The sequence below is a fragment of the Paenibacillus graminis genome (assembly GCF_000758705.1).
GTDB classification, from domain to species: Bacteria; Bacillota; Bacilli; order Paenibacillales; family Paenibacillaceae; genus Paenibacillus_AQ; species Paenibacillus_AQ graminis.
In genome coordinates, this window is record NZ_CP009287.1 from 1,176,454 (window position 1) to 1,198,612 (window position 22,159).

Below are 22,159 nucleotides of genomic sequence, written 5' to 3' on the forward strand. Positions count from 1 at the left end.
GCCTATGATCAAAGCACAGGCATTAACCTATGCAGAACAATATGCGGCGCAGGAAGAAGCGCAGCGGAGCAAAGGGGACGGGCGCAGCAGCATCCATTATCCCGCTCTGTTCCTGTTCCTGGGCGATAAGGTGGCTTCGGCTATCGGCCCGGTGCTGGACGGCTGTGAGCGGAAATGGGACAATGCGGGCGGGATTATGGCGCTTCATGCCGCTTCCGCCTGCGCAGAGCAGGCTGGTGACGGAAGCCCGTCACAGCCTGAGTACGCCAGCAGGAACCGGGTGCAGGCCGAGGGCGGCAGAAAAGAGCGGGTTATGGGCATGGCCCTGCCGGAAACAGCGGGCCGTGATCCCCGCACAGTCCGTCAGGATATCTACCGCGAGTTTCACGAAGACAGCCGGTTTCTGGCCGCGATGAACCGCAGCCTGCGGCGCTTAAGCAACAGCATAGCGGATTATGGACGGCTGTACTCTTCTTTTGACGTTATCCATCTCTCCATCATTACGCGGGTCGATGACCCGCTTAATGTGCTGCTGCCGGAGGTTGCCCTGTTGGCCCGGGCTGTGCTCAGCCAGTCGTTCAAGTCGGTGCAGACTGACCTGTATGCGCTGATCAATGAGCGGGAGCAGGGGGACAACTTCGGTTACTCCAGCTCGGTAGGGCTGGCTTTTCTGCGTGAGCTGGACGGGATGCAGCAAACGGATTACACCCTCAGCGCTCCGCTGCTGGTCACGGAAGACGGATTGTCCATTCCGGTGGCCCATGGGCCTTCCGCACTTTTTGATCTTGTCTACCTGCTCTCGGACAAAAACGAACGGGGCATGATGTCATCTCATGGCATGGACGACAACTATGAAATTATTGCCCACATCAGCCTGCTCAAGAACCGAGTCCGCCCGGCAACAGATACGGCTACCGGACATGGCGGTTACAATAATATGACTTTCAAAAGCGGCATCCGGGGCAGCTCTGGAAGGCAGGGTTATGCTTCTGCCGGTTTCTCTGCGGTACGCCGGCCCAACCGGCAAATCGCTCTTGCAGTGCTGTATCATGCTTTTCATTATCTGGCTGCGAAGCTGCAGGAGGGCGGGGCGGCCAGCCTGCGCGAGCGGCAGGCGCTGCTTGGCCTGAGCGCCGATTCCCTGCGTGAACGGGCAGCGGCGCTGCTGCCGGATGAAGCGGGCATTGAAGAGATGACCGGGCTGATGAGCCATGGCCGGCCCTCCTATAGCGAGCTGAAGCCGTTGTCGCTGCGCGAAGCCGAGGCGCTGCTGTTCGGAGACGGCGGGCAGGCCTATTTCCGCAGCAATTTTGCGGAGGTGACCGCCAGAAGGGTGGCGGACACCGACCCTGCCCGCGAGTGGGCCGCTGTGCTGTCGGCCCAGGAGAAGGCGGTTCCGCCGCTGACGTTCTACCAGCTGGCGGAATGGACCGCCGAGCAGCCTGGCGGCGGCAGTGTGCTGCATGCGCTGCGCCAGCATATGGCCGGGCTGCGCGCGGCGATTCTCTCTGCGCAGGAGGAGCTGGAGCAGCTCTACGCGGAGAGCGTCGAGCGACAGCCGTTCCAGCGCGTGCCGCTGCTGGACAAACGGACCGTGCGCAATTTCATTCATTATTTATTTGCGCAGCTGTACAGCAGGAAATATGAGCTGCTGCGCATGGAGAGCGAACTTGCGCTGTGCCTGCGCTACGACGCGGCGCTGGAGCAGCTGCACGCGGAGAGCAAAGCCAAGGTGCAGACCATGGAAGCGCTGGAAGAGGAGCTGCACGGTCTGGCGCTTGCCAGCATCGGGCGGACCAGCGAGACCGTGGACCAGAACATTATGGAATATTACCGCAATGTCACAGAAGAGGTTATGCGTGATATTGAAGCGCGGCGCGGTCCCGGGATCTTCTTCAGCGACCGCTTCCTGGGCAGCGTTTCGGAGCTGCTGGGCCAGGGCAATGCGGCAGCAGCGGAACGGCTGATAGAGCTGTGCCGCCGCGAGCTGCTGACGGCGGAGGCGTTCGCGCTGCCTTTCGAGGAAGAGCTGCTGCGGCGCGCCAATGTTGCGGCAGCTTACGACAACCGCGAGATTGTCTCGCGGGAGGAGCTGTTCAAGCGGCTCTACCGCAGCCTGGAGGACGAGGCCAGCATCAACGTCCGCCTCTTCGAATACACGCAGGAGCACCGCCACGAGGAGAAATATTTCTTCGGCGACAGCAGCTCCGAATTCCTGCGTTATGCCTTTGGTGCGGATGAGACGACACGCATCTACCGCCTCGGCTTCGTGCATGAGCAGCGCAGAAGCGGTATTGAGAAGCTGAACCTGATGGGCGGCTTCCATCTGGAGGATCTGCTCTACTACCGCAACGGCAAAGTCTACTATGAGACCTACGCCGCCAGCGGCTACCGGCTGCACGGTATAGCCGAGGAACAGCTGCCGGAGCTGAGGTAACCCGCGGCGAAGGAGCAATCTATTGCAGCATGTGCACTAGAACGGCTCCGAATCCGCGGGGAAAGAGCAAACTACTGCACTTTGTGCAGCAGATTTCAACGGATTCGCCTGAATGTGGCTTTTCTTGCATATTCCATTGCACGAAATGCAATAGAATAGGAATATGGCCTCTTTTCGAGCCATTCTGCTGCATTAAATACATTAGAATGGCAGCTGCTCCTCAGACTGCGCCATCAGAGATTATATGTGCTTAAATCTAGTTTTTCCCGGAAAGGGTGGATAGCGATGCAGCGTAAAATCAATCTGCTTTTGCTTCTCTTCAGCCTGCTAGGCGGTGGAGTGGCCTTTGTGCTAGGCGAGCTGCTGCTGGACCAAAGGCCGTACGATCTGCCGTCGATTGTGCTGGTCGGCATCTATTTTGCTATAGTGGCACTTGGGGTCGGCCTGGGCTGCCTGCTAGCGGAGATGATCTCGCCAAAATTGAACGGCTTGTCGTGGAAGCAGCGGTATCTGGGTTTTTCGTGGAAGATGCTGCCTTTGACGCTGGTGCTGCTGTTCGCGGTGGGCTCCGTAATGGAGTTTGTGTATGAGCTGAACTTCGGCGGCGTGAAGCCGGTCAAAGATGTGGTCATGGTCATTGATGACTCCGGCAGCATGATGCAGAGCGATCCGGACAACAGCCGCTATAAGGCAGCCGAATCACTGGTGCAGCGCATGGATGAAGATAACAAGGTGGCTGTGGTCACGTTCAGTCAGGACGCCACGGTGGTTCAGCCGCTGATCCCGTTGTCCAGCTCAGCGAACCGTGAGCAGGTAACATCAGTTATTAATAGTCTGAAGACCACAGATGGCGGTACAAATATCAGCGGTGCGCTCACAGAAGCCATGGGTGTAATTAACAGTGACAATCAGTCTGGACGGGGAGCCATGGTAATCCTGCTGTCCGACGGCTTCAGCCAGTTTGACACCTCTAAGGAACTTACGGAGTACGTAGACCGCGGGATTGCCGTAAATACGATTGGCCTGGCGCTGGATGATCCGTCAGGATCAGCGTTGCTCCAGGATATTGCCACCACTACCGGCGGGCAATATTATGATGTGACCAAGGCAGATCTTCTCGGAGGTGTGTTCCAGCAAATCTATGACCGGCTGGGCGACCGGACACTGCTGACTGAGCGCAGTGATTATACGGCGGATAGCCCGTATTATGCCGGAGTACGGATTTTGGCGCTGCTGCTTGTGGGTACGGCTCTGGGGATCGGACTTGGCATCGTGTTTGACAACCGCCATTTAGCGCGTAGCTTTGGCGTCGGCGGTGCGGTTTCCGGCTTGCTTGCCGGACTGATTCTGGAATTTGGCCTGGACGGCCATGCCTTCGGTGATGCTATGACCCGTTTGCTGGCCCTGCTTGTTCTGGCTGCGATCATTGCATTGTTCACCTTTGTGATCCCTTTTGGAGAAGGACGGCTTTCCCGCAAAAGAGGACGAAGCACCGATGCGGCTGCTCCATCGTCCGCAGGCTTCCCGTCTTCGCGCAGAAACCGGGGCAGCAAAGGGTTTTGACAGCGGATGCTCAATGAAGTAAAAATGCCGCACCGGTCTCTGACCAGCCCACCATGCTGCGTGATACGCGTACAGCGGTTGAGATGCTGTAAGAGAAATTGAATGAGATACTGTAAAAGAAATTGATAAGGAAAGACGTATTGAAAGGAGCCTACAGTCATGAGGTACGCCGAGGTTGATTCCTCCACACCGGTCATTACGGAAGTGTCCTCCCGGGTGGAGGACAGATTCTGTACGCTGCGGTGGCGCTGGCCGGACGGCGTGCAGGCGGTCTGCATTCATAAGGCACCTGCGGAGGCGGCGGACAGCGGAGAGCTGCCGCCCTCCGGCATGAAGCTGTACACCCGCGAGGAGTACAAGGCAAATAACGGATACCGTGACCGGCTGGACGACATCGGACTGGTTGCCTATACGGTTTACGCACGGATGACGGAGGGAACGGATACTCTGCTGGTGCGCCAGCGGGATGGGGCCAACCGGACGCTGGTCAGCGCGGGCAAAGCACGGATCTACTATTCCATCCAGCAGAAAAAAAGCCTGTTCGGCAAGCAAAAAACCGTACATATGACGATAACGGCTGAAGTGCCGGTATCCAAAGATGTGCTGTGCTATGTCAAGAAACGGGGCGGCTTCCCGGCATCCAAAGACGACGGCGTACTTTTCCCGTTCGTCCAGGACTTTGCTGCCGGACGCAACATCCTGCCGCCGATCGAAATCGGCAAGGAGGACGCTGTGCGCATCTTTTTTACGGATGGCCGTAAATATGGCTTGTTTTACGAACTGGTGCCGGAGTGAGCAGAGGCAGCGGGAACATCCGGTGAACGGATGCATGGCTTTCAAGCAGGGGCAACGGAACTGTAACTGCATTTCGTACATGTAAAAGCTGCCTTTTCAGCAGAATCAAACGCTTAATTGTACTTTGTACAACTATATTTTGGAAATCATCTCACTTTGGGCATTTTGCCTCTCTTTACCTGCATGAAATACAGTGAAACTAGAGGGACAGGCAGGGGGCTAATATAGCTGTACAAAGTGCAGTTATAGCTAAGCAGCAGGCTGGATGCAGGAACTGAAGGTTTCACCGTCCGTTATGCGTTCAGCACAATTAGGAGTTAAAGGGAGCCCGGGCAGTTGTGCTCACGCTATATAAGCTGAACTTGAGAATGGCAGCAGGCTGTCCAGTGGATTTTCAGAAAACACAGAGTTTCCATCAGACATCAAGCTAGATTCTTAAGTTCACTCTATTTCCCTGCGAGTCAATGCTTCCGAAGCGTGTTTTGTTCGAAGCGACTCAAGGGAGCAGAGGCTCACAAAACTTAAGCGTATGCTTTCGAAGCGAGTTTTGCTGCAAAGATTCTCGAAAGAAGCGGAGATTCCGCAAAACTTTTAGGAGGACAAGAGATGTCTTTTTTTAACCGGTTTAAGAAAAAGAATCAGCCGCAGGCGCGGCCGCTTTTTTATGATATTGTCTGTCCGTATTGCTTCACGCGGTTCGAACCGGAGGATGTGGTATTCCGGGCCATGCACAGCCGCGAGGATGATGAGAATTATGCACTGGGCGAAGATGATGCACTGAACAAATACCGCGAGCGCTTCGGTCTCGATACGGTTGACGATATGGAGGCTATACTGAATCCGGCGGATATTCCGGAGGAGTACCACCACTATACGGACCATGTGCTGACCGGTCTTACAGACCGCTATGGCGTGCTTACCCGCAGACGGCTCTGTCCGTCCTGCCATAATGAGCTGCCTGTGACTGCGGGCAAAGTGCCGAGCAATATTATCTCAATCATTGGCGCTTCCCAGGTGGGGAAGTCGGTGTACATGACCTCGCTGATCCATACGCTGCAGCATACGACGGCGGGACATTTTGACGCAGCCTGCATGCCGCTGAATGCCGAGATCAGCCGCAAGTTCCGCACACTGTACGAAGAACCGCTGTTCGAGCGGGGGGATTTGCTGGCTTCGACCCAGAAGGAAAAGATGCAGGAGCCGTTTATTTTCCAATTTGTGTTCAAGGATGAGTCCAAGCCCCCGTTGACGCTCGTATTCTTCGATGTGGCCGGTGAAGGGATGGTCGATCAGGATTATCTCGGGCTGCATGGCCAGCATATCAAGAACTCCGCAGGTATTCTGTTCATGGTCGATCCGCTGCAAATCCGCTCCATCCGCGAGAAAATCCGGATCAACTTCGGGGACCGCCCCGGTGAATGGGTCTCCCAGTATGACGAGCCGCGTGATGTAGTGCTGACCATGTTCGGTGATTTCATCGCCTACCAGGAAAAGAGCAAAACCGATATCCCCACGGCCGTTGTGCTCGCCAAAAGCGACATGCTGCATTCGCTCAAGGATGAGGACGGCGATTACATCAAGTCCAACAGCAATGTGTTCAACAACTATGTGCACCGCAAAACGCTGAATCTGGACGAGTTCCACAATATCGACGGCGAAATCCGCCGCTTCATTGAGAAGGTGGACCGCCCGTTCAAGGATACGATGGATGTGTATTTTGCGAACACGGGGTATTTTGCCGTATCGGCACTGGGCAGCAATCCGGTGAATCAGAAGGTGGAAGGTGTGGTCAGCCCGATCCGGGTGGACGAGCCTTTCATCTGGCTGCTGCACAAGCTGAATTACATTGAGGGGAGCGACGGGCCGTGAACAGATTTTCGGGGTCCATGATCGCCCAGCAGATGTATACCCGGGAACGGCGTGGTGTGTACCGGGCGACAGAAGGATTCGATACGGTAGCGAAGTCGGAGAGCCTGGACAATAATTTTGTCAAAAAAATTCTGCATCCCTTCTGTCTTTACGATTCTCCGGCAGAGCTGGCAGCACACGGCGAGAAGAATGAGGAGCTCTACCCTGCCGCGCTGCACTTATTCCATACCGAAACGAATGATACGGTGATTGGGCAGAGCCGGTATTTGGCGGCAGATTTCACGGGTCAGCGGAGTGCTTTTTTTGCCCATAATTTCGTGGTGCCGCCCATCCGCTCAGAGGAGATTCTGGAGGGTTACGGGAACTTTCTCCATGCGGATTTTGCCGGGAGCTATGCGGGAGAGCTGGGCGGAACGCTGCCGGAGCTTACGGCTATCCCTGTATCACAGCTGGAGCAGAAACCCCATCCGTTAAGTATCCTGCGCGGGCTCGGCATCACGGAAGAATTGTTCAAGACGCTGCTGCAGGCAGTGATGGTCTCCGTGGCCGGCAAAAAAAAGCTATACATAGCCCTGGACGTTCCGATCGGAGAGCTGTCCCGGCGCGCGGTAGAGCTGACGGAGGTTCTTTTCAGGGCACTGCCTTATGATTTCCGCCGCAGGCTGGGTGTGATCACCTATGCGAACGAGCCGAAAAGCCGCAAATATATTCATCTGACCTTCGTGGAAAAAGGCTCGCTCCGCCCGGGTGACCGGAACATTGAGAAGGACTTTGTATTCGATCTGGCATCGGGCCGGGTGCAGGGTGCAGACTTTGGCGATTCGCAGCAGCCGTACGCAGAGCTGGCATGGAAGGCATTGCAAGAGCCGGAACGCGGGCTGGAGGACTTTGCGCGTTTTGCTGACTCGCTGCTGCCCGGAGAGAGTGTGGAGCGCAAACTGTCGCTCGCGCTGTACAATGAGCTGGCGGTGTTCTATGAAATTGAGCAGGGCAATGAGAGTCTGTACACAGAGAACAAGCAGGCTGTGCTGGGCGGATTGCTGGCCTATCTGAAGCCGGAGGGTGCGCTTGAGGCACGGGTGCGGCTGAACGATATGTTCCTGGAGCGGTTTGACCGCGAATATGACCTGATCCGCCAAAAAGGCGTTCCGGTGCCGGAGATTATGGAGCGGTTTGTGGAGTATTTTGCGCTGAAGGGCCATACTTACCGGGTCAAAATCGTGGATTATTTCATCAACGGCATGCTCAATGCCCATTCTGCGGGCCGTGAAGATGCGCTGGCGGCGGCTTACCGCATTATTGAGAGCAATGACGAGCTTAGTGCGTCTTTCTTCAAAAGAGTGCTGGCTCAGCCTGTGTTCCGCCGGGCACTGCTGGAGCCTTATATGGAATCCCGGCTGTCTGCGGCGGCAAGCCCGGCGGATATTTTGCGGTTTGTGGCTCATTGGGGCCGGTTCCTGCCGGAAGCACTGCAGCAGTCTTTTGTCCGGGACACAGTGAAGGAGTACTTGCTGGAGAAGCTCCAGCAAAACCCCAATCCGGTGGGAGAGGTAGCGGCGATCCATGATTCGGTGGATAAAGCGGAAAAAGAACGCCGCAGAGGCAGCGGCATCTATCCCGAAGCGCTGTCGCTGCTGGAGGAGCTGATGACGGCTTCGGACCGCTTCCTGCTGAACCGGGTGTCGCTGGAGGAATTGACACAGGAGCAGCTGCTGGACATTTCTTTTTTGCGCTACCGCGATGCTGCCGACTGGCAGCCGCCGCTGGATTCCATTACCCGGCGGAAGGCAAACGCCCTCCGGGCTGCTTACCGGTGGTTCGGGGAAGAGAAGCCGACGGAGGAGATTTTTGCCGGACTCTCCCCGAGAGAACTCGATGATGTGCAGCTGCTCGGACGGCGCTGGCTGAAGGACTCCCGCAGTATTGAACCGTTCGAGCGGCTGCCGCTGGCCTTTTACCACAGCAGTGAGCGTCAGGACGGGCCTCTGGACTATGAGACGCTTATGGAGCTGGTGAAGCGCAAGGCGGGGGATAACAAGGAGACGGTCTACCGTTTTCTGGCTTGGTCTCAGGGGAATCCGCTATTTTCCATTTCAAATAAAAAGCTGTGGCCGGGTTACCGCCGGGCCATTCTGAAGTACTTCCAGAGCAGTGACCGCGAGGCGTTCAAGAGCCGCGATTTCCGCAAAAGCTATGCCGCCGCCGCAGGTCCGGCACTGCAAAATGTCTACAACGAAGCGCGCTCCCAGCTGGCTTCGCCGCTGGCGCGGTGGGTCAGCCGCAGCCGATTTCAAATCCTGATCTCCGGCTGCATCCTGGGCATTGTGCTGATAGGCGCAATTATCGCCATCAGCCTGCTCCGGCCGGACCCTGCGGACACGGCCGAGCCGGTGGGCAGTGCACTGCCTAGCGCCACGGGCGGGGCCGGCGCGCTGGCTCCTGCCGCCGTCCGGCTGGGCGGCGGGGACACGGGCAGCGGCCTGGTGTTCACCTTTGCCGCTGCCGCGGACTGCTCCGCCTTCAAGCCGGCGGAGATCAGCGTAGTGTCCTCCGGCGGTGCCACGGAGGACTACAAGGTCACGGCGACGACCGGCAATTGCCTGGTCGCGCCGCCGGAGGCAGGCGCCGCGGGGGCGGACGGCGGTGCCTCGGGTAATGCGGCTGCGGGTACGCCAGCCGCTAGCCCTGGCAGCGGCGGGAACGCAGCCGCCGGGACAGAGGGCGCGAAGGCAAGCGCGCCCGCAGGGAATGACGGCGCGGACGCAAGCGCCGACACCCAAGGGGCCGCAGGCGGGAACGCCGGCGCGGCCACGCCTTCACCGGCGGCCGGCAGCGCCGCGCCGGGAGCCACTGGAGCCTCGGGAGCGGTGCCGGAGGCACCCGCATACGAGGTGACCGTGCAGCTGGAGGCCGGCGCGAAGCTGGCCGCAGGCGACATGATCATCGCCGGGGAGTACAAGCTGACCCTGAAGCCGGCTTCAGGCGCGGCAGCAGGCAGCCCCCCGGACGACGCCGGAGCGGATGCCTCTCCGAGCCCTGAGCCATCCCCCACAGCGACGGGGGATACAACAACCGAATGAGGTAACGCAGCTCGCAGCGGCTTTTAACACATTAACCTGAACAGCACGATATGCCGAAAGAGTGAGGCTATCGTGCTGTTCAGGTTTTTATTGATTTACAGTATGGGATGAGAGGTAAAGGTACCGTTGATTTCTCCGAAAGCGGGCTCCGGCGTGGAATGAGAGGTAAAAGTACCTTTGATTTCTCCGAAAGCGGGCTTCAGCGTGGAATGAGAGGTAAAAGTACCTTTGATTTCTCCGAAAGCGGGCTCCGGCGTGGGATAAGAGGTAAAAGTACCTTTGATTTCTCCGAAAGCGGGCTCCAGCGTGGAATGAGAGGTAAAAGTACCTTTGATTTCTCTGCAGAGAACAATAGTCTCGTTTGAGTTTGTTCTGGATGCGGAAGCATAGCCTTTACTTTATTGTGCCTCAGAATCATACAGTGTCGGGAAATAACTTAGTGCTATTCGTGTAGAGGACAAAATATCTAGAAACAACGGCAGAAATACCGTTGTTAGGAGCGCCGGTGCTGGAGCAGGTGGAAACAGCGGCAGAAATGCCGTTATTAGGCGCGCTGGTGCGATAAGCGGTTGCTGCTGATCAGGAGTTCCAAATGGAGGGTTACCCTTAATTACTGCACCCCCAACGGTTGCTGCATAGTCATTTTGTCTGGATAGCCGCCTAACACTTGCTGTATAATCCCAACTGCCCGGAGAACGACTCAACGTTTGCCAGACCGTCGCTCGATTATTCCCAACTATCCGTATACTAGCCAACACTTGCTGTATAATCCTCACACTTGCTGTATAATCCCAACTGCCCGGGCAACGCTCCAACGGTAGCCGGGCTGACACCCACAAGGTTCTGCCTTGAAGTGACGGCTCTGATTGGGAGTCGTCGGGTTTTTCAATATTACTGTGGAGTGGAACAACTGCTACAGAGGGTAGCGGGCGTTTTGCACCCGCTAAGAAACGGTTTTTCTATAGACATACAAAGGAATACTAGATATGATTATGGATATTAAAATTTAATAGGTTAAGAGAAAGGTGCCGGTTCGATGCGTAGAATCAGAAATCGGCTTAAAAGGGAAGCACGGTGCAAATCCGGCGCGGTCCCGCCACTGTAAATGCGGAGCGGCTCTTAGAGCGGCCACTGTCCGGCTGGAAGGATGGGAAGGCCAAGAGCAGCAATGAGGCATAAGCCAGGAGACCTGCCTTTTTCGTGAACGTTTCTATTCTTCGTGGGGTAAGAATGCGGAACATATGCAAATGGATGAAGTCTGGAGCTTGGAGCACCGCTGCCTTCAAATTTGTATTCTTCCCTGGCCGCCCTGAACAAGGGCGGTCTTTATGTTGTCCCGGCTGTCCGGCTGCAAGGCAGTACAAGTATTTATTTTATAACACAGGAAAGAGGTTGACGATGAAGACATTTTATTCTGCCAAGTCTTTTGTGCTTGGTCTGGTCTTATTGCTGGTAATTTCGGTTACGGGTACAGCGGTGGTTCCTGCTGGACAGGTTTTTGCCGCGGCGGAAGCCGCCGCTAACACAGGCACGGACAGTGTCACGGACGCAGTATATGCTGCTGATACTTTTGCGGAAGGAAAAGCCGGTGCTTCCCTGGCTGCAGCGGATACCGGGGAACAGGTAACTGTCTCGCAGGCAACGTATTCGGCTGCAGAATATATACTCAGCGGCGGTGTAACGTCGGAATGGCAGGCGATCGGCTTGGCCCAGGCGGGCTACCGGGTGCCGGAGAGCTATGCCAAGTCGCTTGCGCAAAAAGTACAGGCAGCGGGAGGCAGCTTCCCGAACGTGACGGATTATGCGCGGATTGTGCTTGCTGTGCGGTCGGTCGGCGGGGATCCGGCTAATTTTGCCGGCAGCGGATCGGGCGCAGGCTTCAATCTGCTGGAGGGCATCTACAACAGCGACAAAATCAGCGGCCAGTCGCTGAATGCTGCAGTATACGCGCTGCTCGCGCTGGACTCCGGCAGCTACATGCTTCCCGGTGACGCCAAATGGAATCAGGCGTCGCTGCTGGGCGAAATTCTGTCCAAGCAAAATAGCGATGGGGGGTTTGCTCTGTTCCCGGGAGGAGCGAGCGAACCGGATATGACCGCTATTGTGCTGACTGCGCTCGCTGCGCACAAGAATGACCCCGCTGCCTTGACAGCGGGACAACAAGCAGTAGCCTGGCTGGCAGCCAAGCAGGACAGCAGCGGCGGCTACGGGGACAGCAGTGAAAGTGCAGCCCAGGCTATTATCGGTCTGTCTTCCTTTGGCGTGGACCCTGCCAGCGGCGAGTTTGCCAAGAATAATACCGACTTGCTAAAACGGCTGCTGAGCTTCCGGCTGGCTAGTGGAGCCTTTGCGCATAACCAAGGCGGGAGCGCCAACGTGCTGGCTACGGAGCAGGGCCTGCAGGCCCTGGTGGCCTACAATTTGTTCAGCGGCGGAGCAAACGGCAAGCTGTATGATTTCTCTAAACCGGTGGTGCAGAATCCGCTGGTCTACGTGCCGCTGACAATCGAAGGGCCTGAGAATACATTGGGCCAAGGCAGCGCCTACGCGGGGAATGTACTTGAAGCATTGGAAAAAGTAGCCGCTGCGAACGGTCTGCCGATTACGAATCCGTCCGGCAGTTATGTTACTGGCATTGGCAGCATTCATGCAGGAGCTACCGGCGGTTATGACGGCTGGATGTATGCAGTCTCTCGTGGCGGTGAATGGGTAATCGCAGATGTAGGGATGAAAGACTTCAAGCTGAAGGAATCAGACCGGGTGCTGGTTTATTATACAGGCAGCGCTACGCAGCTTGTCGATAAAGTGACCCTATCTAAGGCACAGCCGAGAGAGGGTGAAGCTTTTACCGTCACAGTCACCCAAAAAACATGGGTATGGGATGGCTCAGCTTCCAATCCGGTGACTACAAGCGCCGCCGATGTGCAGGTGACGGTTGGGGACAAGACCGCAACAACAGATAAAGACGGCAAAGCCGGGTTTACAGAGGGTTTCGCTGCAGGGAATTATACACTTTCCGTTACAGGATACACAGCAGGGAAGGCGCCTAAGATTGCAAAATATACACAGACGCTTAAGGTAGCTCCTCTCAATGTAAAAGCCACAGTATCGGTTGAGGGGCCACAGGGCTCCATCACCGAAGGTACGCTGGAAGCGGCTAATGCGCTGGACGCACTGAAGAAGCAAGCGGCATCCGGGAATATTCCGCTGGACATTACGGAGTCTTCTTTTGGCAGCTATGTCTCGGGCATCAATGGAATTCAGAGCGGAACCTATAACGGGTATTGGAGTTTTGTAGTTTCCCGCGGAGGGGAGTGGATTTATCCGTCTGTGGGGATGGGGGAGTTCATCCTTCAGCCTTCCGATCATGTGCTGGTCTATTACGGCGGGGGAGCTACCCAAGTTGTCAACTCCGTAACGCTCTCCGCTGCCCAGCCTAAACCGGGCGAAGCATTCACGGTAACCGTTGCCCAGAAGCAGTGGGTGTGGAATGATAAGACATATACCTCTGATCCGGTTGTTACCCGGGCGGAGGGTGTGCAAGTAAGGATTGGAGAGACTACAGTAACAACCGATAAGCAGGGTGCAGCGCTCTTTGAAAAGGGCCTGCCTGCGGGGGCGTATACGCTTGCCGTGACGGGATATGTTGCGGACAGCACGCCGAAGATTGTCCGCTACACGCAGCCATTGACCATTTCGGATACAGCAGTGGTGCCTCAGCCGGTATCGGCAGCCATTTCGGTTATCGGCGACAGCGCTAAGGGGACTATACTGTCCAGTACCACAGTAGCTCTGAATGCCGGAGAAACAGCGTACAGCCTGCTGATCCGCCAGCTGGGAAGCCGCGTGGCAGCTACAACCTCCGGCGGAAGCACTTATGTCGTTGCTATCGATGGCTTGAAGGAGTTTGACCGCGGGCCAAAAAGCGGATGGAAATATTCCGTAAATGGCAGCGATCCGGGATTCAGTGCCGGAGATTACAAATTGAACAATGGGGATGTTCTTGTCTGGTATTATACGACAGATTATGATACTCCTCCGGCAGGTACGGGTGGTCTCCCTGGTAGTGCGGGAAGCGTCGCCATCGCAGCGGACAACACTCTTCCGCTGAACCAGGTGGGGCAGACGACAGCAGTTACAAATTCAGGTGCACCAATGACGGCGTCTGAAGCGGCAGCCTTGAGTCAAAAACTAACCGCCAATACGGCTGCCTTCGAGCAGGAGGTTACTCCCGGTGCGGGAGCGGCTTTGAAGGACAGCGGCAGCGAGGTACAGCTGCTGATTCCGGCCGGTGCAGTCTCCGGAACAGTGAAGATCAGCATGAAGGAGAACAGCTCCAGCCGCGGCGAGCTGGTGTCGGGTATCTATACGTTCGGACCGGACGGAACGAAATTTGTGAAGCCGGTTGAACTTTCCATCACCGTGCCGGTAAAAGCCGGCAATCCAGCTAATCTTGCTTTGGCTTGGCTCGATCCGGCCACAGGCCGCTGGATTCCGGTTCCTTCCGTTCTGGATGCCAAGACAGGTATCATTACCGGAAAAATCAGCCATTTTACAGATTACGCAGTAGTTGACCGCAGCAAGTGGGAGCCGCAAGCTGAGCAGTTGAAGAAGGACATAGCCGCTACAGCCAAAGGGATAACAGCCGCAGAAGAGCTAAGTGATTGGCAGGCTCTCGGGCTGGCCCGCTCGGGTTATAAGGTGCCTGCTGCTTATCTGGAAGGGGTAAAGGAGCAGCTGTCAGCCAGCCAGGGCCAGCTCCGCAAGGTTACGGACTATGAGCGTCTGGTGCTGGGTGTGGCCGCTGCAGGTGCAGATCCGCAGAACTTCGGCGGCTATAACCTGATTGAAAAAATCTATAACAATGACAATATGACCAGCCAAGGCAGCAACGGTCTGATTTTTGCCCTGATCGCCCTGGACAGCGGCTCCTATACGGTGCCTCCGGGTGCCAAGTGGACCAAAGAACGTCTGGTTCAGGCCCTGCTGGAAGTTCAAAGCAAGGACGGCGGCTTCCCGCTGACCGCGGGCGGAGCAGCTGATCCCGATATCACGGCTATGGCGGTTACCGCACTGTCAGCTCATACCGGTCAGACAACGGTTGCAGCGGCAGCAGACAAAGCCATCGCCTGGCTGTCGCAGCAGCAGCAGGAAGACGGCGGCTACAAGCAGGCAGGTGTAGAAAACAGTGAGAGCACAGCGCAGGTCATCATTGCCCTGGCTGCAGCGGGTATCGGCCCGAATGACTCGCGGTTTGTCAAAGCCAAAGGCGGATTGCTCAGCCATCTCGCTTCCTTCCGTCAAGCGGACGGGGGATATGCCCATACCCAGGGGCAACCGGCTAACAGCGTAGCCACCGAGCAGGCGCTGCTGGCATTGACCGCCTATAACCGTTACCTGACGGGCGGGGGGAACCTGTTCAGCATTTCTCCTTCCGGGGTGGCCGGTGGGGCAGTGTTCACCGACGAGAACCTGATTTCGGCCTGGGCGCTGGAATCCGTGCATCAGGCTTACAGCAAGAAGCTGATGGAGGGCATCAGCGGGAACAGTCTGGTTTTTGCGCCGAAGCAGAAGATTACCCGGGCGGAATTTGCCGCCCTGCTGCTGAGATTGACCCATAACGAGCCGTCTGCGGCTACCGGTGCGCCGGCATTCAGCGACGTCAAAACCGGCGCATGGTATTATGGAGTAGTGCTGAAAGCGAAAGAGCTCGGCATTGCCGATGGGATCACAGACACAACCTTTAATCCGAACGGAATCATTTCCCGCCAGGATATGGCTGTCATGATTACAAGAGCACTCAAGCTGGACAATACAGCTACTGCGGCAGCCCCGCAAGCAGCGAAGTTTACGGACGAAGGCCGGATCAGCAATTATGCGCTATCCGCTGTCCGTACAGTTACGGAGCTGGGCTATATGACCGGATTCGGCGGAACCTTCGACCCGGCATCGGCTGTGACCAGAGAAATGGCCGCTGTTGTGGCGGTGAGACTGCCATAAGCACATCTGCTTTCGCAGCAGTTGATCAACGGCGGCGCTTAAAAGGCCAGCGCATCAACGTCCGGGTAACTTAACTGCACGAAATACAGCTAACTGCAATAAAGCCAGAAAACCGGTGATCAACAGCCCATACCAGCTGCAAGGAATGCTGTAAACAGTCATTACCAGGTGCGTGGATGTGTTGTAACAGCAAGAGTGTGTTGGGATGATTCACCACTAATCATATTGCCAAAAGAACGGAACGGGGGAGCAGTTGCAGCCCCGTTCCTTTCCCTTTTTTTTCGGAGGTGTCCATGTTTATGTCCAAGTCCATCCAGCAATGGTTGTCCGCCCCGCTGCTGCTTCTGTCCGCAGCGGTGCTGCTCGCCGGCTGCGCATCCGGCGCAGACACAGCCGGCGGGGTGCAGAGCCCCGCCGCGAGCACGGCTGCGGTGCAGAGCCCGCAGCCCGCAACCCAGGCGTCCCCTCTCCCGGGGGACGCCGCAAGCCCCGTGCCATCCGCCTTAGCGGACGGCAAGGAGGCCCCGCCGTCCGGCGCGGAATCCGCCGGGACGCCTGAGGGGGCGGCTGTGTCTGCGCCGCCCGTCTCCTCCGGCGCGGCAGCAAAGCCCGCGCCGTCTGCCGCTGCCGTAACGGAGCCAGCTTCCGTTACGGGCAGCGCAGCCCCGGCCACGGCGAAAGCCTCGGCCGGGCCAGCGAAGCCTGCAGCCGGGGCGAAGCCGGCAGCTAGCACGAAGCCTGCCGCCACGGCGAAGCCGGCAGCCGGCACCAAACCGGCGACAGCGAAGCCTGCCGCCACGGCGAAAGCCCCGGCAGCCTCGCAGCCGGCGGCAGCAGCTTCAGCCGCCCCGGCGAAGCCTGCCGGGGCCGTAAATACCGTCACGCTCTCCATTGTCGGGGACAAGGAGCACGGGACCATTTTTGCGGCGGCTGCCGTTGATGTCAAGGACGGCGAGAGTGCGCTGGAGCTGCTGAAGCGCGTCACCCGCAGCAATAAAATTCAAATGGAATACCAGGGAGCCAAAAGCTTCGCTTATGTGGAAGGCATCGATAATCTGTATGAATTTGACCAAGGCCCCGAGAGCGGCTGGATCTACAAGGTTAACGGTGAAGTTCCGGGCAAAGGGGCAGGCAGCTACACACTGCAGCCGGGCGATACCGTGGAGTGGCTGTATACGCTGGATATGGGCAAGGATGTAGGGGCGGAAGTGCAATGAGCAGCGGCTTCCGTGCAATGCATCCCTCGGTGGCGCTGCTCTACTATGCCGGGCTGCTGTTGTTCGCCACCCTGCTGTTTCACCCCCTGTTCCTGGCTACAGAGATTGCCGGACTGACCCTTCTGCTGGTGCTGCAGGGACAGGGGCGGCAGCTGCTGCGCGGACTCCCTTTTTTTCTGCTGATGGCTGTTTCAGTTGCCGTGCTGAACCCCTTGTTCTCACACAGGGGGGCGCATATTCTGTTTTATTTTATGGATCAGCCGGTTACACTGGAGGCCGTTTTGTACGGGCTGATGATGATGTCGGTCCTGTTGACTGTTTTTATTCTGTTCATTTCTTACAGCTACACGGTCACCACGGATAAATTCATGTATCTGTTTGCTGGGGCTGCACCCCGGACTACTCTGCTGACGCTGATGGCGCTGCGATTTGTGCCTTTGTTCCAGCGGCGTCTGCGCCAGATCACCATGATCCAGCGGATTCGGGGAGTGGATGCCGGCAAAGGCAGCCTGCGCTCCAGAATGAGGGACGGCATGACGCTGCTGAAGGTGCTGCTGACCTGGTCGCTGGAGGAGGCGCTGCAGACGGCGGACTCGATGAAAGCACGGGGCTACGGCATCCGCAAACGAAGTGTATACGGAATTTACAAGCTGGACCTGCAGGATAAAGTCATTTTGCTGCTGCTCGCGGCAAGCGGGTTGATCCCGCTGTTGTTTTGGATAAAAGGGTACGGGGTGCTGGAGATTTATCCGCGGATGAAGCCAATGCACTTCGGCTGGGCCGATGCCGCGATGTATGCAAGCTTCTGTGTGTTCGTGCTGATGCCACCGGCCCTCGAAGGAAAGGAGAAATGGTTATGGAGATCCTCGCGGCGGAGCGTTTATCCTTCAGCTATCCCGAGGAAGACAGGGACTCGCTTCATGAGCTCTCATTTACGGTAGAGGAAGGTGAGTTTGTCGTGCTTCTCGGCCCTTCGGGCGGCGGCAAAACCACGCTCCTGCGCCATCTGAAGTGCGAGCTTGCGCCCGTAGGCAAGGCCAGCGGGAAGATTGCTTATAAGGGACAGCCGCTATCCGATCTGCCTGCAGAGCTTGCAGCCGCAGAAATCGGGATGGTGTTCCAGAACCCCGACGCACAGATCGTGATGGATACGGTGTGGCATGAGCTGGCCTTTTCGATGGAGAATATGGGCTATCCGCCGGCGGTAATGCGCAGCAGGCTGGCGGAGATCGCCGGCTTGTTCGAACTGGAGCCGCTGCTGTACAAACCGGTGCACGAGTTATCCGGCGGGCAAAAGCAGCTGCTGAACCTGGCCTCGGTTCTGCTGCTGCAGCCCAAGCTGCTGCTGCTGGACGAGCCGACCTCGCAGCTTGATCCGGTCGCCGCACGGGAGTTCCTCCAGACGCTGCACCGGCTGAATGAAGAGATGTCGGTGACGGTCATCATCAGCGAGCACCGCCTGGAAGAGGTGCTGCCGCTGGCTGACCGGGTGCTGCTGCTGGAAGAAGGGGTACTGCGGTTCCAGGGGACGCCACGTGACTTTGTACGCGAGGCCGGGCAGGAGCTTCACGCTCCGCATATGGCGTATTTGCCCACTGCTGCGCGGCTGTTCCTCACACTGGAGCCGGATGCGGTTCAAGCGCCCCGCGAGTCCATCCCGCTGACCGTGCGGGAAGGCAAGCGCTGGCTGCATGCCCTGGCTGCTGCGGGAGAGCCGGGGATGGGGGCGGCGGCCACAGGCGCGTCCAACCTCGCTGCTCCTGCATCTGAGTCCGGGCTGCTGCTCAGCTGCCGGGAAGTGACCTTCCGCTACAGCAAGGACGGAGCAGAGGTGCTCAAGAAGCTGTCGTTATCTCTGTACCGGGGAGAGCTCCTGGCTGTGATGGGCGGAAATGGAGCCGGGAAATCGACGCTGCTGCATGTCCTGAACGGCCTGCTTAAGCCCCAGCGCGGCAAGGTGACGCTTGCTAAGGGGGTTACAAGCGGCTTCCTGGCCCAGAATCCGCTGCTCTACTTCAGCTATGATACGGTTCAGGAGGAGCTGCAGCAGATGGCCGAGTATGCCGGATTGTCCAAGGAGGAGTCGGGCCGGGAAATTGCCCGCCTCCTGGAAATCTTCCAGCTTGGCGGCCTTCTGCCCAGCCATCCGCATGATATCAGCGGCGGGCAGCAGCAGAAGCTGGCGCTCGCCATGGTGATGCTGCTGGGCCCCGGTATTTTGCTGCTGGACGAGCCGACCAAGGGACTCGATCCGGGAGCCAAAGAACGGCTCGCAGCTTTGCTGGGAGATTTGCGCAGGCAGGGAGTCAGTATCCTGCTGGTGACGCATGATGTCGAGTTTGCCGCGAGATATGCCTCGCGCTGCGCGATGCTGTTTGACGGCGGCATTACGTCGGAAGGGACGCCGGAGGAATTTTTCAGCAGCAACTATTTCTATACAACGGCAGTCAACCGCATGGCCAGAGAGCTGCTGCCGCAAGCCTTAACGATAGAGGATGTGATGAACGCGTGGTCCGCTTTCGCTTCCCGCTCCTGATTGCCCTCGGGCTGTTTGTGGCCGGCCTTGCGCTGACCTCAGCGCTGAAGGACCGCCACTATATGCTGCTCAGCCTTGTGCTGCTGGCGGTAGCCCTGCTGCCGCTGTTCATCCGTCTGGAACGGCGTCCGCTTGAATCCAGAGAGCTGGTGCTGCTGGCGGTGCTGTCCGCTGTCGCTGCGGTCAGCCGGATTCCTTTTGCCGCCTTGCCCAGTGTGAAGCCGGTATCGGCCATCGTTATTCTTTCGGCCTATGTCTTTGGGGCTGAAGCCGGATTTATCATCGGCGCGGTGGCCGCGCTCGTGTCCAATATCTACTTTGGGCAGGGACCCTGGACGCCCTGGCAAATGTTCGCCTGGGGCATGGTCGGTCTGACCGCAGGCTGGCTGCGGAATACCTGGTGGATGAATAAAAAGGGCGGAATGCTTGCATTCGGCTTTGTCTGGGGATTTTTATTCGGCTGGATTATGAATATCTGGTATCTGATCAGTCTGCCGGATGCGTTAAGCTGGGGGCTCGTGGCTGCCGCGTATGCGTCAAGCTTTTATCTGGACCTCGCCCATGCCTTGTCTAATGTCTTTTTCCTGGCTGTTCTGGCCGGAGGCTGGACCAAAGTGCTGAAGCGGTTCCGCAAAAAATACGGCTTGCTCCAGGAGTGAAGCACAGGAGAACTCTCAGGAGCATGTAGTGCCGCTCTCAGTTCCGGTTATCTGGGCACGAAATCCTGCTCTTTTTTATAGAATGGACTGGAAATCCACAGCGTTCACGTCAGATAACAATAAAGGATTTGTTATAGACAGTACTTTCTGCAATAGAATGCCCAGAGTTCTGCGATGAATCACATTCTACTGTACATAAAGCAATAGAACGGCGTTCATACCCTCACTTGAAAGAAAGGTAAATCTGGCTTCAGCTTCTGGATGGGACTGTTTGGTCTCGTTCTTCATTTTTGAAAATCAACTTATTAGTCATATAGTCACAGAAAACAATAAATTACTCTCTTTTTCGACATATTTTTCAGCAGAAACATCATACTTTCGACCTTTTTCTCCGATAAATTAGGTACAGCAGGAGATGAAGAGGGCGGGAACAGAATAGATGAGACATCTTAAGGTAAGACATAAAATGATATTGCTGGTAATTGTCTTTATGCTTATGCTTTTTGGGATCGGGGCTGCCGGCATCATCAGCACCAAGCAAATGGCAACAGGGTCCGGTAAGACCTACAGCCAAAATTTGCAGCCGATCTATCTGATAACAGAAATACGCGGAAACAACCGGGCGATTGAGTCTTTGCTTCTGGAAAGTCTGATTACCAAAGACGATGCCAAAAGCAAAGAGCATACGGCGGCTATCGGGGAGTATATCCACACAAACAATGAGCTGATCACTCAGCTAAAGGCTATATCCTTCAGCAACAAAGCTGTATCGGGAAAAATCAATGAGTATCTGTCCCTGCTTCCGGATTACCGGGCACAGCGTGACAGCATTGTCCAACTGGCCGGGAATAAGCTCAAAGCTGAAGGTTATCAGATCTTCTCGGGGAGTGTATTCAGTGAATCGCGGGAGATCATGCTGAACCTGCTTCAGGATACAGCCGTGCTGCTGGTTCAAGATGCCCGTAATTATAACGAAACCAGCCAGCAGGATGCTCAAAGCTCTGTAACCTTAATCATTTTGCTGATCATCGCTGCCTTGCTGCTCATTATGGGTATCAGCATCATTGTCTCAAGAATGATTACGAAACCGCTTAACGAGCTGCAGGTGCTGATGAAGGGGGCAGAGACAGGAGATCTCACCGTTTCGGCTTCCTATCAATCGAGGGACGAGATCGGACAGCTCCACCACTCGTTCAATACAATGCTGTGGAGCCTTAGGACCATGATGCAAAGAGTGTCGGAGAGTACCGGAATGCTGTCTTCCGCCTCGCAGGAGATGAGCGCCAGTGCGGAGCAGACCGCCCGTACTTCGCAATGCATTGCCGAATCCTCAGGTGAAATTGCCGCCGGTTTCGGGGAGCATGTGAAGACGGTTGAACGGGCTGCACATTCCGTGCAGGCGATAGCGGAGGAGATTGCTGCCGTCCAGCAGAGCAGCCATGAAATGACCGGACTGATGGCGGAGGCTGCTGCTTCGGCTGATCATGGAGCTGCTGCAGTGGAGGTTATCCTAGCACAGATGAAGGAGATAGATTCCAGTGTCTTCTCCAGCCAGGAGAGGGTCAGCCGCCTGGGCCGTCTTTCAGAGGAGATCAATATCATTATTACGGCGATTCAGGATTCCATTCGATCCGCTGCACGGCAGTCGGAGGAGATCCGTGAGGCTGTCGGACATGTTTCAAGCGAAGCACTTACAGTATTGCAGGCAATGGAGCAGGCAAGTGAAGGGTCCCATAAGGGTGTGGAAGAGGTGCAGAACAGCAGCACAGCGAGTGAAGAGCTATTGACCGTGATGGGCGAAATGTCGATGTCAGCCCAATACTTGACGACACTCGCCGAGAATTTGCAAGTGGATTTGGCGCGCTTCAAGTTTAATTAATCAACAAACAGGCCTCTGGATGTTATGCTCGGGAGGCCTGTTTGATTGTGCAGTCACCTGGTCGGTGCAAGTAGGCCGGTTGCGGAGTGCAGCTGCGGAGTGAAGTGGAATTAGTAAACTTAAA

The 22,159-nt window shown here is 56.6% G+C and carries 11 protein-coding genes and 1 riboswitch; all 11 genes read left to right on the forward strand.

Annotated features, from left to right (window positions below; all coding sequences use genetic code 11):
* Positions 1-4 precede the first annotated feature (4 nt).
* The 11 genes from PGRAT_RS05030 to PGRAT_RS05090 all read left to right on the forward strand — a co-directional run bounded on the left by PGRAT_RS05030 (position 5) and on the right by PGRAT_RS05090 (position 22,035).
* Positions 5-2,437 carry a transcription initiation factor TFIID gene (locus PGRAT_RS05030; protein WP_052415692.1) on the forward strand — a complete coding sequence of 811 codons (2,433 nt, stop codon included), beginning with the start codon at positions 5-7 and terminating at the stop codon, positions 2,435-2,437.
* 285 nt (positions 2,438-2,722) lie between these two features.
* Positions 2,723-4,000, forward strand: coding sequence for a vWA domain-containing protein (locus PGRAT_RS05035; protein ID WP_025705106.1), 1,278 nt, complete (start codon positions 2,723-2,725; stop codon positions 3,998-4,000).
* 159 nt (positions 4,001-4,159) lie between these two features.
* Complete coding sequence (locus tag PGRAT_RS05040; protein ID WP_042266148.1) at positions 4,160-4,795, forward strand: hypothetical protein; 636 nt, start codon at positions 4,160-4,162, stop codon at positions 4,793-4,795.
* Between the two features lie 606 nt (positions 4,796-5,401).
* On the forward strand, positions 5,402-6,664 hold the full coding sequence (locus tag PGRAT_RS05045) for a hypothetical protein (RefSeq protein ID WP_025705290.1): 1,263 nt from the start codon (positions 5,402-5,404) through the stop codon (positions 6,662-6,664).
* Entirely contained in the window at positions 6,661-9,744 is a 3,084-nt protein-coding gene (locus PGRAT_RS05050) for a GAP1-N2 domain-containing protein (protein ID WP_052415693.1), read from the forward strand. The genes PGRAT_RS05045 and PGRAT_RS05050 overlap by 4 nt, the downstream gene beginning before the upstream one ends.
* A gap of 1,006 nt (positions 9,745-10,750) precedes the next feature.
* Positions 10,751-10,955: riboswitch (cobalamin riboswitch) on the forward strand.
* Between the two features lie 187 nt (positions 10,956-11,142).
* Positions 11,143-15,744 (forward strand): S-layer homology domain-containing protein, encoded by a 4,602-nt coding sequence (locus tag PGRAT_RS05065; protein WP_052415694.1) that lies wholly within the window; start codon positions 11,143-11,145, stop codon positions 15,742-15,744.
* Between the two features lie 299 nt (positions 15,745-16,043).
* Entirely contained in the window at positions 16,044-16,961 is a 918-nt protein-coding gene (locus PGRAT_RS05070) for a DUF4430 domain-containing protein (protein WP_042267831.1), read from the forward strand.
* Complete coding sequence (locus PGRAT_RS05075) at positions 16,958-17,902, forward strand: energy-coupling factor transporter transmembrane component T (protein ID WP_025706628.1); 945 nt, start codon at positions 16,958-16,960, stop codon at positions 17,900-17,902. The genes PGRAT_RS05070 and PGRAT_RS05075 overlap by 4 nt, the downstream gene beginning before the upstream one ends.
* Positions 17,818-19,497, forward strand: coding sequence for an ABC transporter ATP-binding protein (locus tag PGRAT_RS05080; RefSeq protein ID WP_042266150.1), 1,680 nt, complete (start codon positions 17,818-17,820; stop codon positions 19,495-19,497). Before PGRAT_RS05075 ends, PGRAT_RS05080 begins: the two co-directional genes overlap by 85 nt.
* On the forward strand, positions 19,470-20,156 hold the full coding sequence (locus tag PGRAT_RS05085; RefSeq protein ID WP_025707337.1) for an ECF transporter S component: 687 nt from the start codon (positions 19,470-19,472) through the stop codon (positions 20,154-20,156). The genes PGRAT_RS05080 and PGRAT_RS05085 overlap by 28 nt, the downstream gene beginning before the upstream one ends.
* A 439-nt stretch (positions 20,157-20,595) precedes the next feature.
* Positions 20,596-22,035: a methyl-accepting chemotaxis protein gene (locus PGRAT_RS05090; RefSeq protein WP_025707338.1), complete on the forward strand. Its 1,440-nt coding sequence runs from the start codon at positions 20,596-20,598 to the stop codon at positions 22,033-22,035.
* Positions 22,036-22,159: the final 124 nt, after the last annotated feature.